Source organism: Kitasatospora putterlickiae, assembly GCF_039527695.1.
In the GTDB taxonomy this organism is placed as follows: domain Bacteria; phylum Actinomycetota; class Actinomycetes; order Streptomycetales; family Streptomycetaceae; genus Kitasatospora; species Kitasatospora putterlickiae.
The window spans coordinates 44966-57177 of record NZ_BAAAKJ010000042.1 but is presented as its reverse complement, the minus strand read 5'-3'; the positions used below and the strand labels follow the sequence as shown (position 1 = coordinate 57177).

The 12212-nt window shown below is 71.7% G+C and carries 9 protein-coding genes and 2 pseudogenes; 5 read left to right on the top strand and 6 right to left on the bottom strand.

The genetic code is table 11. The features are described 5' to 3' along the window. Both ABD308_RS05130 and ABD308_RS05125 read right to left on the bottom strand, forming a co-directional pair. Nucleotides 1-258 (bottom strand): annotated as a pseudogene (locus tag ABD308_RS05130) (transposase family protein); the annotation flags it as partial. A 383-nt stretch (nucleotides 259-641) separates the two neighbouring features. After that, nucleotides 642-1589, bottom strand: a complete 948-nt coding sequence (locus ABD308_RS05125; RefSeq protein ID WP_344326736.1) for an Lrp/AsnC family transcriptional regulator — start codon at nucleotides 1587-1589, stop codon at nucleotides 642-644. 116 nt (nucleotides 1590-1705) lie between these two features. On the opposite strand from ABD308_RS05125, the gene ABD308_RS05120 reads away from it, so the two are divergent. Continuing rightward, the gene (locus ABD308_RS05120; RefSeq protein WP_344326733.1) at nucleotides 1706-3259 is read left to right on the top strand and encodes an MFS transporter; all 1554 of its coding nucleotides are present in this window, start codon (nucleotides 1706-1708) and stop codon (nucleotides 3257-3259) included. Nucleotides 3260-3947: 688 nt separating this feature from the next. Next, nucleotides 3948-5744, top strand: coding sequence for an SMI1/KNR4 family protein (locus ABD308_RS05115; RefSeq protein ID WP_344326730.1), 1797 nt, complete (start codon nucleotides 3948-3950; stop codon nucleotides 5742-5744). A gap of 700 nt (nucleotides 5745-6444) precedes the next feature. Here ABD308_RS05115 and ABD308_RS05110 read toward each other — a convergent pair. Further along, complete coding sequence (locus ABD308_RS05110) at nucleotides 6445-7125, bottom strand: hypothetical protein (RefSeq protein ID WP_344326727.1); 681 nt, start codon at nucleotides 7123-7125, stop codon at nucleotides 6445-6447. Nucleotides 7126-7611: 486 nt separating this feature from the next. Between ABD308_RS05110 and ABD308_RS05105 the strand changes: the two genes are divergently transcribed. Next, complete coding sequence (locus ABD308_RS05105) at nucleotides 7612-8067, top strand: hypothetical protein (protein WP_344326724.1); 456 nt, start codon at nucleotides 7612-7614, stop codon at nucleotides 8065-8067. Nucleotides 8068-8829: 762 nt separating this feature from the next. Here the strand turns inward: ABD308_RS05105 and ABD308_RS05100 are convergent. Further along, the gene (locus tag ABD308_RS05100) at nucleotides 8830-9237 is read right to left on the bottom strand and encodes a TipAS antibiotic-recognition domain-containing protein (RefSeq protein ID WP_344326721.1); all 408 of its coding nucleotides are present in this window, start codon (nucleotides 9235-9237) and stop codon (nucleotides 8830-8832) included. A gap of 917 nt (nucleotides 9238-10154) precedes the next feature. Here ABD308_RS05100 and ABD308_RS05095 point away from each other — a divergent pair. Together ABD308_RS05095 and ABD308_RS05090 are read left to right on the top strand one after the other, a co-directional pair. Next, on the top strand, nucleotides 10155-10343 hold the full coding sequence (locus ABD308_RS05095; protein ID WP_344326718.1) for a hypothetical protein: 189 nt from the start codon (nucleotides 10155-10157) through the stop codon (nucleotides 10341-10343). After that, complete coding sequence (locus tag ABD308_RS05090; RefSeq protein ID WP_344326715.1) at nucleotides 10340-10855, top strand: GNAT family N-acetyltransferase; 516 nt, start codon at nucleotides 10340-10342, stop codon at nucleotides 10853-10855. The genes ABD308_RS05095 and ABD308_RS05090 overlap by 4 nt, the downstream gene beginning before the upstream one ends. A gap of 46 nt (nucleotides 10856-10901) precedes the next feature. On the opposite strand, the gene ABD308_RS05085 is transcribed toward ABD308_RS05090, so the two are convergent. Then, nucleotides 10902-11231, bottom strand: a complete 330-nt coding sequence (locus ABD308_RS05085; RefSeq protein WP_344326712.1) for a hypothetical protein — start codon at nucleotides 11229-11231, stop codon at nucleotides 10902-10904. Nucleotides 11232-11602: 371 nt separating this feature from the next. Further along, nucleotides 11603-12212, bottom strand: a pseudogene (locus tag ABD308_RS05080) (hypothetical protein); the annotation flags it as partial.

The following is a 12212-nucleotide window of genomic DNA, read 5'->3' as shown; positions in this document are numbered from 1 at the left end:
CGGCGGTCGCGGAGGATCTTGTCGTTCTTCATCCCGGGCGAAGGTGTGCTCGACGCGGGCGCGTACGCGGCGGTGTTCGGCGTTGTCCTCCTCCTGGGCTCGCGGGAGGGGGCGGCCGGCTCGTCGGCGGTGGGGGACGACCAGGCCGGTGTTGAGGTGGGCGCCGTCGGCGAGGACGATGGTGCCCGCGCATGTGGAGGGGAGGCCGGAGTCACGCCAGGCAAGGTCCACGCACTCACCCGCCACGGTGCGGATGGAGCGGGCGGCCCAGCACGACCCGCGCAAACCCACCCGCCCGCTCGGTGCCGAAGTCCTCGCACGGCAACGCCGGCACGCTGCCTCGGCCGCCTCGGCCCGCGCCCGCCGATCGGCCCTGCGGCGGTCGAACACCTGCTGCCCGGCGCGCAGCATCGCGTGCCGGTGCAGGTGGACGTCGGTGGCGGCACGGTGCTGGGCGGTGTCGGCTCCGGCCGTGGCCGACGCTGACGGTGAACAGCGGGAACAGCGGGAACAGCGGGACCAGCAGGGGCGCTCACGGCCGCGGCGACGGCGTACACCGCGCGGATCCATCGCTGGACGTCCGGCGGTCCGGGCGCCGGCGGCAGGGAGTTCGGCCGCCGTGCTCCGGACTTCGGATTCGGTCAGGGCAGGACGTGCACGAGGCGTTTGACCTCGCGAAGGGTCGGCGCGGTCTCGATGTTCTGGATGCCGGGGAGCGGGCCGATGCGCCGGTCGAGGTAGTCGTAGAGGTCGGCGGGCGTCCGGAAGACGCCGCTGGCGACGAGGTTGGACGTGCCGGTGACGGCGGCGGCGAACGCGATCTCGGGGTGGGTGGCGAGGGCCTCACCGACGGTGCGCAGATGGGCGGGGACGACGTTCAACCACAGCTGGGTGGTCATCCGATAGCCCAGGAGTTCCGGGTCGAAGTCGACGGAGAAACCGAGGGCGCCTTCGTCCCGGAGCCGGTCGAGATGGCGCTGGACGCTGGAGGGAGACCGGCCGGTCTCGGTGCCGAGCTCGGCAAGGGTGGCCCGGCCGTCGCGGGCCAGTACGGCGAACAGCACCCGGTCGGTGGGGTCCAGGGGCAGTGGTTCCACCGAGGGCGACGATCCCGTCGGGGCCGGGGCATCGAAACGGGTGGCGTGCCAGGTGCTGGTGGCGCCGACGAAGATCCGCATCATGCAGTGGGCGCTGACGGTCAGCACGTGCGGGGTGCGGGGGAGCTTCTGCAGCAGGAGGGCGTTGCGTTCGTCGGCGGTTCGGGTGTTGAGGGCGCAGTAGAGCTCGGTGCCGCCGGAGGCCAGAGTGACCCAGCTGGTGTCGGGGCGGCGGGCCAGCGCGTCGGCGATGGCGCCGGCCGCGTCGGGCGTGCAGCGCAGACGCAGTAGCCAGCGCACCAAACCCAGGCGGTCGGGCACCGGTTGGCCCACGATACGCAGGCCCATGGCGCGTAGCCGTCGGTAGCGGCGGGCGACGGTCCGCTCGGAGACATCCAGGTCCCGGGCGAGACGGCTGAAGGGAGCCCGGCCGTCCAACTGGAGCAGTTGCAAGAGCCGTTGGTCGACCTCGTCGAGCCTGTCTGAATCCACCGCGATGCCTCACCTGTGTGCCGGATCCTTCCGTCCCGCAGGGTACGGCTTGGGGTGACCGCGGAGGGCGCGGAGGGTGTGGGGGTCTCGTCCCACCCACTTCGGGAGTTCGCTTCATGCGTATCTGGGGGCCCTTGGCAGCGATCTGCCTGGGCACGTTCATGTTGCTCGTCGATGTCACCATCGTGCTGGTCGCTCTGCCGTCCATGTCCGGGTCGTTGGACGCGTCCTTGTCCCAACTTCAGTGGGTGGCCGACGGCTACGCGCTGGCGGTCGCCGCCGCGCTGCTGGGCGCGGGCATGCTCGCGGACCTGCACGGGCGGCGCCGCGTGTACGTGGCGGGTCTGCTCGTCTTCGCTGTCGCCTCCGTCGCGTGCGCGCTGTCGCCGGACATGGGCTGGCTGATCACCGCCCGCCTGGTGCAGGGGGTCGGCGCGGCCGCCATGTTCGCCACCACCCTCTCCCTGATCAGCACCCTGTACTCGGGGCGCCGACTGGGCACGGCCTTCGGCGTCTGGGCAGCGGTGGCCGCCAGTGCCGCCGCGCTCGGCCCGGTCCTGGGCGGCCTCCTCACCGACGCCCTGGACTGGCGGTGGATCTTCTACGTCAACGTGCCCGTCACCGCGCTCGCCCTGTGGATGACCTTCCGCTACGTTCCCCGTTCCACCCCGGTGAAGGATGCCACCCGGCGCCTGGACGTGCCCGGTCTGCTGCTCTTCGCCCTCGGCGCGGGCGGCCTGGTCTACGCCCTGACCGAGTCGCACTCCCACGGCTGGACGTCGGCGGCCACGCTGGCGCCCCTCGGCGCGGCCCTGCTCGCGTTCGCGGCCTTCGTCGGCGTGCAGAAGCGCAGCGCCCACCCGCTGCTGGACCTCTCGCTGTTCCGCCGGCCCGCGTTCACCGCGGCGATGATCACCATCGCCGTCGGGGAGGCAGCCGTGTACGGGATCCTTCCCTATACCTCGATGTGGCTGCAGTCCGTTCGACACCTCTCCCCTATCGGTGCCGGCCTGGTCGTCCTGCCGCACGCCCTGGCCGCGGCCCTGGTCGCGATCGTGAGCGGCCGGTGGATGCCCAAGCCCTCTCCCCGCGTAGGTGCCACCCTGGGCCTGTTCCTCGCGGGCCTCGGACTGTCCGCGGAAGGCTTCCTGGGCCCCGACTCCGGGTGGCCCGCCCTGATCGGCGGCCTCGTGCTGAGCGGCCTCGGCATGGGCCTGGTCTTCCAGGTCGCCGCGGCCCTCGCCCTGGGCTCGGTGCCCTACGACCGTGCCGGCATGGCCAGCGGCACCTACAGCACCGTCGAACAGCTCGGCTACGCCTGCGGCGTCGCCGTCTTCGGCACCCTGGCCGTTTCCACCATGGGCCGGTCCCTGGAGGACGAGGTCACCGACCCGCACCGGGCCGCCCAAGCCCTGTCCAGTGGCGGAGCCGACGGCCTGATCGCCGCTGCCCCGGCCGGGCAGCGTGACGCCCTGGAGCACACGTTGCGCGCGGTGTTCGCCGACGGGCACAACGCCCTCGCGCTGACCGCGGGTGCCCTCGCCATCGTCGGCGCGGCCCTGGTCCTGGTCCTGACCTGGCGCACCGACAGTCAGTCGTCGGCCGCCGACGACTGGGAACAGCCCTGGGAACAGCCGGCCGACCCCGAACTCCAGACCGCGGGCGACTGACCCTCGCAGGGCCACTGAGCCGTCGCACGGCGCTCGTGAGGGCGAATGCGCCGCCGCACAGCCGACACGGTCCTCCTGGTGCCGGTGCAGTGCCACGACGAACCGGCACTGCACCGCACCGCACCGCGACCTCGGAGGCCCGGCGGCGAGGCCCAGGGCCGGAGCGGACGAACCGGCCCCGGGTCTTGTTCAGGATCAGGAAATCGACTGTGCAACCCGTTTCTGCAGGCCCGTCAAGAGATGGGCAAACTGACGGAACGGCGCGTATTCTGACCGACCGCCGTACGTCCGACATGTCTGTCCAGTCAGAAGTCGCCAACTCCGATCGCCGCTTGTTCCGCGAGACCTGCGGCGGCGGACGGGCCGGATCGCCGTCGGCCCTCAACCGCACCATCGGTGCGGACCGACCCACCGGATCCGATCAGGCCCGCAGCCGTTCCATCCCTTCCGTCCAGTGAGGCCAGCCCGCTGGGTGGCCGCGGTCGGCGGACTCGTCCAGGGTGAGGGCTGGGACCCCGAGCGTCGGGGGCTTCGCACCTTTTGGAGCCCGCGCCCTCCCCTCCGCCCGCGAGGCCATCGCCGCAGTGCAGGACGCGACGGCGAGAGGACTGAAGGACGGCCGGGGCTAAGGGGACGACGGACAGCCACGGCCTGCCGGGTGTCAGTGCCCGCGCCTAGGGTGCCGGGCATGATCACGTTCACCGTCGAAGAGTCCTGGGACCGCATCGAGAGCTGGCTCGCGCGGCACGCCCCCGTCACCCACGGGTTGCTGCGACCGCCGGCCCTCCCGGCGGACATCGCGGCGGCCGAGCTCCGGCTGGGGGTAGCCTTCCCGTCCGATCTGAGAAGGTCGCTGCTGCGGCACGACGGTGTGGAGCTCCAGGACGGAACGCTCCGGCTCGACTACTACGGACCACCGTCCGGAGTCGGGGAGATCGTCCGGAGCACCGAGTTCCTGCGCGAGGTCGGGGAGGACGTCGCCGAGGAGGAGACCGAGTTCACCGAGGAGGAGCGCGACGAGTACGCATACTGGGCGCGCGAACGGCTGCTGATCACATTGGGCATCGGCTGGCAGTCCTCCGACGGACTCTTCCTGGTCACCCGCCCCGGCCCGCACCACGGGCGAGTCGGCCGGTACTTCGACGAGTCGGGCTCGACCTTCACTTCCTGGTCGGGACTGCGGCATGTTCTCTCCGACTTCGCCACGGCCTTGGAGAACGGCCTGCCCTTCGACGGGCGGATACCCCTGGCCCACGAGGGCCGGCTGATCTGGGACGGCGGCGGGACGGTCGTCGCCGACCCGACCTCCGCCCTGGACATCGCCGCCGGGGCCCCTGAGCCGCAGGTTCCAGCTGCGGCCGAGCCCGCCCCGCCCGTCCCCCAGTCCGACGGGGCATACGCCGTCATCACCTTCGCAAGCGGCGGATTCTTCGGACCCGAGCCTGAACCGATCGTGCAACCGGACGTCGTGTTCGTCGCGGACATCGACCCCGAAGAACTGCTGGACCGGCTGGGCTCCGTGCCTGAGACCGCCGGGCCGCGCAGCCGGGAACAGGCGCGGCTGTCCGCCGGTGCGCTCTGGGCCGCGCACCGCCCGATGGTCCGGGTCGGGTCCTGCGGCGACGGGTGGTCGTACGCCACGCAGGAGGGCGGTGACGCCCAGTTCGGCCGTCCCGAGGTGCTGGGACGGCTGTCCCGCGGAACCCGGGTGGTGCGGCTGGCGAAACAGGGACCCGAGGTGCGCGTGACCGTCATGGAGGACGGCACGGAGCGGCCGGAGGCGGGCCACCGGGTCGAATCGCCGCGCGAGGACTACGTGACCGAACCCGACGGGCAGCCCGTGCTCGGGCGCGATGGACAGCAGTGGCAGCGGATCGGCGTCGATCCCTGGCCCGGCTCGACGGCCGCCTACGCGCGGCTGCTGGCGGGTCTGACGGTGGAGTACGGCATCCGCTGGGATCCAGCGGACGACGCGGCGGCGCTACTGGCCAGCGCGCTGCTGCTGCCGGTCCTCGACGAGGTGCCGGAGGCGCGGCACCCGGTCACTGTCGTACGCGACTTCGACCTCGGCGCCCTTGTGGAGCGGACCCCGCCGGAGCGGTTGCGCTCCGCGATGGCGGCGCAGCTCGTCCGGCTGGCGGCGGAGACCGGAATCGACGGCTATCCGGAGATCGCCCGGGCGCTGGAGCAGGCCGGTCGGGGCGAGCCGGTGGACCTGACGGCCGACGGGGCCCTCGATCTGCGGATGCGAACCATCCGGGCGGAGACCCGGGCCGTGCGCGGACTGTTGGACGCGGCCCGCCACCGGCCGGACCCGGCGCCCGTCACCGAGGCTGACCTCAAGGCGTGGCACGGACGGGACGCGGCGGCCGGGGCCCTGCGCCGGTTCCTGCTTCTGCCCCTGCCCGCGGCGGCGGAGACGGTCCTGAGCCTGCGCATGTCCGCGCACTGGAGCGACCAGCTGGCGACTGACCTGGCCGAATAGGCGCGCGGGTGGCTCGCGCAAGGCCTAGCCGTGACCTGCGAAAGTCCGGCGCACGCTGTCGGCGACTGCACGCCGGTACAGCCATCCAGCAGCCCGTGGCGCATTTGCCGTCACTCGCTTTCGGGCAGTGCCAGTGCACATCATTGCGCCCCGCCAACCTGTGGCGGGGTGCAGTGAAGCCACCCCGTCAGATCTGACGATGGGGTTCTCCCGCAGGCGCGGGGGTCAGCCGAGGAGACTTCCCAATCCCGATGTCGAGCCCGCCTTCGCCCGGGCGGCCGAGGTGACCAGCGAGCGGCGGCTATCTGGGGTTGCTCAGTGGGGCCGCATGTGGGGTACAAGGCCAGTAGGCCGCCCATGAGAACCGGCACCAAGTCCAGATCGTGGCTGGTGGGGTAGGTCCGTCACGTCGATGCGGCCGTCCCGGCGGTGCCGCCGTCGCTGCTGCCCGCGACTACCGCAAGCGCACTGACGGGCGCCTCAACCGGTTGCCCTCGGGCAGGTACCCGCCGGGTCAGGCCCCCGGTTCAGCCCAGCCGGGGCGCAATCGCGAAGCGGTGATGAGGATGGCGCCGCCGTTGGAGCCGAGGGCATGGGAATCGTCCCCGAAGGCTCTCCGCCCCGCTGGGCGAACCCAGCGGGGCGGAGAACAACGACCCTCAAGAGCGGAGCTCCCGCTGGGGTCATCGAAGAGCATATGTCAGACCCATCGGGCCGGGAGCTCGGGAAAGCCCTGGCCGATCGTCGAGTATCTCGGATATGGCAGGGACCCGATGAAGCCGGAGCCGGCCAGCAGCGCCGGGTCCGCCACCACGACATGGACCCGTGGCGGGCGGTTGGGGTCGCCCGTCAGGAACGGCTCCTCCAGGACGACCGCGTCGTCGAAGCGCGTCCATCGGGTGAGGCTCCCGCCCGTTACAGGGCGGGTCCTCCCGCGAGAGATGAACTCCACAGCGTCGGAATACCGGAGACCGAAACCCTCCAGGGCTGTCCAGCCCCGCAGCCCGTACCACAGGGCTACCATCTCCACGAATTCCGTGAAGCCGGCGAACATGTCTGTGTATTCACCACTCCAGGAGACCCCGACCCTGCCATCGCGACGCAGAACGATCGCGCAGGGAGCGTCGTGGTTCTCCGCGATGCGGATGAACTCTTCCCCTTCGGGGGACGAGGTCCAGCCCCCCGGGGAGACCGAGAGCCGGGTCCATCCGTAGTAGTTCCCCCCGTAGCAAGAAAGGACACAGCTTTCCCACTCCTCGGAGAGGAGTTCGATCAGCGCTCCCGCCTCGGACGGGAAGTCGATCGAAGGGACTTCACAAAGTCCACGAGGGGCCCGCACCTCCTCGTTGAGGAACCGGACGGACTCGGCTGTCGGTTTCACTCGGACGCTCCTTTCAGGATTAGCGGACTAATGATTGACGCCCAGCAGGTAGGTGAACAAGGGCCTGCAGTAGCCGCACATCTCCCGATGGACCCCCGGGAAGAAGCGCATGGGCCGGGGCGTCGCGGGGAAGGAACCGCCACGTGTCTGCCGTGCAGAACCCTCCGGTGCCTGGACCGGATCGAGGGGCGGCCAGGCGGGAACCTGCCGTCGCCCTCGCGACCCTCCTGATTCAGCGGCTTCTTCTCAAGGTGGCCGAAGAGGGGGAGGCGAGCCCGAACGACTGGTATGTGGCGAGCTTTCTCCTCCAGGCGGGGGCGGCCCTCGGCATCGAGGAAATCCATTCGGGAGCCGGGGCGCGAGGTGCTGATGGCTGCTCTCCTGGCCCGGAACGCGGCCATCGAGGGCGACCACCCGGGTGTCGACTCGTTCAACCGAACCTGACTCGGCCTGACCCGGCCGGAGCGGTGGCGCGAGGCCGTCGAGATGGCCCTGCTCGGTAACTGGACCGAGTCACTGGGCCACGGCGGTGCCTCCGATCTCCGCATCGCCAACCTGGTGAAGCACCAGGCCGCTATCGAGCACCGGCATCTGCAGCCGGTCTGGGAGCACCGGGTCCGGGACCGACGGACAGCTCTCCTCGGCGAGCCGATCGGCACGGACCTCACCGTCGCCGATCTGCTCACCGACCACCGCTCCCCGGAGACCGAGACACTGCTCGCCGAACTCGCGGACAGCCGACTCCTGGCCGTGCTGCGCAGCCTGGCCGCGGACGAGCAGGCGCTCGCCCGCGCCTGGGCCGACAGCGGCGACACCTGGAACCAGACCGCCCTCGACGCCGGCCCGCCCCCCGGATTCGGGGAGAGGGGGCGCCGCAGGCTCAAGCGCCTCGGCACCCGGCACACCGAGCGCACCCTCGCCGCAGCAGGAGCGGCCCGATGAGCGCCATCCTCGGCGGCCTGGCCGCCGCCCTCGCCGCCAGCGCCGCCGCCTACCAGGCCTTGCGCACCCGATTCAAGCGGTAGCCCGACTGGCATTGACGGTCTGAGCTGGCCCCGGTTCTCCGCTCCGGGATGGCCCCACCGTGACCGCTTTGTGGTCGCTGGTCGGTCCGATGTGGCCCCGGCTTCCGGCTTGAGGTGGACCCGCCTTCGACCGGCCTGGACGGTAGAAGAGGCTCTTGGGAAGAATGCTCGACATGACGACTTGAAGAGCACCTGCCGGACGGCATTCCTGGCGCGATGGGGGGAGCGGTTGGGCCGTCTTCGAAGGTGAAGGCTGGGTCTGTGCGCTGTGCCGGGAAGCGGTCCGCTCCTACCGGTACCGCTCGCACCCGGCCGGGTCCTCCATGTTCGAGCGCTGCATCGGGTTCGCGTGGTGCTCGGGCTGCCGGATCTACGGCAGCAACGTGGTTCGCGTCCCTCGCAAGCACGTCCTGGTCGACGCCCTTGCGTCGCTGCCTGCCGATGAACGTGAGTGGCTGCTCCGAAAGGGGGCAGCGCTGGTCGACCACCTCGACCGCCGAGGGGTCGGTCAGAAGTGAACGGCCGTCGCGCCGTGACCTACCGGGTGGGGAACACTACTTCTTGGCCTGCTGCTGCTTGGCTCTGGTCCACGCAGGGGCGGGGGCCGGTGAAGGTCTTGGCCAGTCGGCGGACGCCGGCGGGCCTCGTCCTCCTCGTCTCACCGGTGCCCACCGCCCGACTACGCCGAAGCCTCGGCCCCCGCGCTGGGGGCGAACCCGTTGCCCTGCTCGGCGAATTCCTTGATCGCGGCGCCCAGGAACTCCACCAGCCCGGGGTGGTAGGAATCGTGGAACGCCCTCATGGCCTCGTCCTCGGCGTAGAAGAGCGACATGCCGACGTAGGCATCCCTGGAGGGGATGTAGAACCGGCAGACGATGTCGAAGTGCCTGCGGACGAGCTCCTGGATCCGCTGGTCCCCGGGCAGGGAGCCGCCGTCCAGGAGAGCCGTGATCTCCCGGTAGAGGACGTCCCAGTCTTGGTGGACCCGCTCCCTGTCCACATGTTCCCAGTCGTTGGTCCCCGCAAGGCTCTTCGCCTGCTCCTCGGCCAACGACCGGCGACACTCGTCCTCGTAACTGTTCCCCACGGCACAGGTTCCCATCGTTTCGTCATCCCTCGCGTGGATCCCCGAGAGGCCGCCGACGTGTCGGCATCGACCGGCCGCCGGTGATCAACTTCCGGTCCAGGCCGAACGGTGGCACACAGCCGCCGGGTCGGCAAACCATTTCCTGGACCTCCGGCGTTCCGTCCCGGTCGGCCGGCGGCGGAGCGGCGCAACGCGCACGGCGAGCCGCCGGAGCGGGGTGTCCTGGGCCCGCCGGCGACGCCACCGGCGTCGGACGGGCGCGCAGGAGACAGGCCGCCGGGTCCCGGGAACGACCGGGGGAAGCATTTCAGGGACCCGGCCAGCGGGACATAGGCCACGCCAGGGAAATAGCGCCGCTGCTCCGTCCGGTGGCACCGTGGTGCTGTGGCCGGTCCGCCGTGACACGGACACTGGACCCAGAGCTTGTGGTCCTCGGCTGGCCTACGGGCGCGGGCCGATGAGCAGCAGCGTGAGCACCGCGCCGTCCTGGTCGCCCGCGCGGGGCCGCGCAGCGTGAGCTCTTCCACGGCATCGACATGCTTCTCGCATCGGCGCAACCGCGCGACGCCGGCGCGTGACGGTCGGTCGCCCGGCGCCACGGAGTGCGCCGCAGGGGCCTGCCGGCCCTCCAGCGGCCACCGATCCGACGGCTGGCTGAGGCGGGCCGCCCCCGCCGATAGCATCCAGCGCCGCCGCATCCGCGCCCTGGTCAGAGCCGGCCTGCCGACCACGCCGATCTGGGCCCGGACGATGCACGACCACGACACACCGCTCGCCTACAACGCCGTCAAGGCCTTCCTCCGGCGCGTCGCCCGCATGTGATTGAGTGCGCGGGGAGTTCTCCAGCCACCACCTTCGAGAGGATCGTCCATGTCGCCGTACCCCCGTCGCTGGCCCGTGCCCTCTCGGAGGCACTCGTGGACCTCACCAGATTCGTCGGGAGCGCGGACGACGACCACATGGATCAGGGCGATGCGGTGAAGGCGCTGGAGGGTGTCGCCGTGGTGGTGGGTCGTCTATCGAACTCCCCGCGTACGACACCGACGGCCGGCGCCCGCTTCGAGCGCGGCATACTCGTCGAACGTTCCGACCAGGAGGCAGCGTGATCACCCTCAAGCCCGAAACCATCCGCACCGACCGGCTGGACTTGCTTCCCCTGCAGGTCGAGCACGCCGACGAGATGGCCGCGGTGCTGTCCGACCCCGGCCTGCACACCTTCATCGGCGGCTCCCCGGACACCGCCCACGACCTGCGCGTCCGCTACGAACGTCTGGTGGCCGGCTCACCGAACCCCGGCGAAGCCTGGTGCAACTGGATCATCCAGCTCCGCGACGCCGCCTGCCTGGCCGGCTACGTCCAAGCGACGGTCACCGTCGACGACCGCGGAGCCACTGCGGAGATCGCCTGGGTGACAGGCACCCCCTGGCAACGACGCGGCATCGCCACGGAAGCCACCCGAGGAGTCGTCGCCTGGCTCCGACAGCACCCGGTGCACACGGTCATCGCCCACATCCACCCCGACCACCAGGCATCCGCCGCCGTCGCCACCGCGGCCGGCCTCTCCCCCACCAGCCAGTCACACGACGGAGAGACCAGATGGCAGCTGACGATCAGCTGATCCCACACATCCACGGGTCTTGACAATTGCTCGCGCCCACGGGACGTCACTCCTCAACGGAGCACCAGGTGAGTCGGGCCCCGGCCTTGGCCGGCATCTGGGCGAGGAAGTGGAAGGCTCGTGCCGTGTCGGCACTCCCCGTGCCCGTTCCCGTCCAGCAGGCGCCGGTGAGCTTCTCGGTCGCCGAGAGAAGGACACGGGCTTCGTCTCGGGCGGCCAGAACGAGAACGAAGCACACGTAGTCGCCGATGTCGCTGCCCTGCGGATGCCGGTGGATGAAGGTCTTCGGATGTGCGGTCAGGGCCGGCAGGGTCCGGTCGGTGGGGAAGACGACCGCGAGGCTGGCGAGGGCGAGGGCGAGCCAACCGCCGGGCATTCGACCGGCCAGCGGGTCAGCGGAGCCGGCGTGCGGTCCTGGAACGCACCGCGCCAGTACGCGGCCCGCCGTGGCCGGGACCGGCCACGGGGGTTCGGCGGCGCCGGCCTGGCCGTCGTTGTCGGCGGGCAGGGGCGCGGGTTGGGCGGGTGCTCAAGGGCGACTGCCGGCGGTCGTGGTCGGCTGGCCGCCTCTGAGGGGTATCCCGCTCCCTGACACCCATCAGCACGGTCGCCTCCCCACCCACCACCAGGCCCCTCCCCGGCCCGCGCCGATCGTCGGGCGGGAGGGGTGTGCGGTGGCGGGGCGTTCGCTCAGGGCCGGCGGGCGGGTGGGGTTCGGTCACCGTGATCGGACGGCCCGGCCGTGGGTCACTCCCGGAAGGTGACGACCGCGCGGGCCCGGTCTCGGACGTCCGCCGAGGGGTGACGGCGCAACTCGCTCACGAGGGCCCGCCACTCCCGAGGCCAGCCGAGGCGATCGCCGAACGTCTCCGTCAGCGCCGTGGCGAACAATCCGGCGGCCGCGGCGGTGTCCCCGTCCCGGCGGGCGGTCCGCGCCAGCGCGTCGAGTGTTCCGGGCGGCGACAGTGGGCCCGAGGCGTGCTCTCGCGCCAGTTCCAGCGCGGTGAGCGCCGCCGCGGCCGGTCGGCCTTGGTGGGCGTCGGCGAGGGTGCCGAGCGCGGCCTCCAGCGCCAGCGGACCGGCGGTGGGGTCCACCAGCCCGCGCAGCGCGGCCGCCCTGATGCCCGCCAGGTCCGGTTCGGCCGCGAGCAGGTCGGCGACGGCGGCGAGCAGCGGCCGGTGGCGGTCGTCGGCGGGCAGGTCGGCGAGGTGGGCCAGCCGCTGGCGGGCAGGCAGGTCCCGGTCGTCACCGGCGTCGTGGTCGTCCGTGCGCGCGGCGGCGGCGAGTTCGGCGACGGTGCGGTGCAGGAGGCTGCCAGTGGCGGCCCCGCCGAGGGGGTGCGCCAGCCCGGAGGCG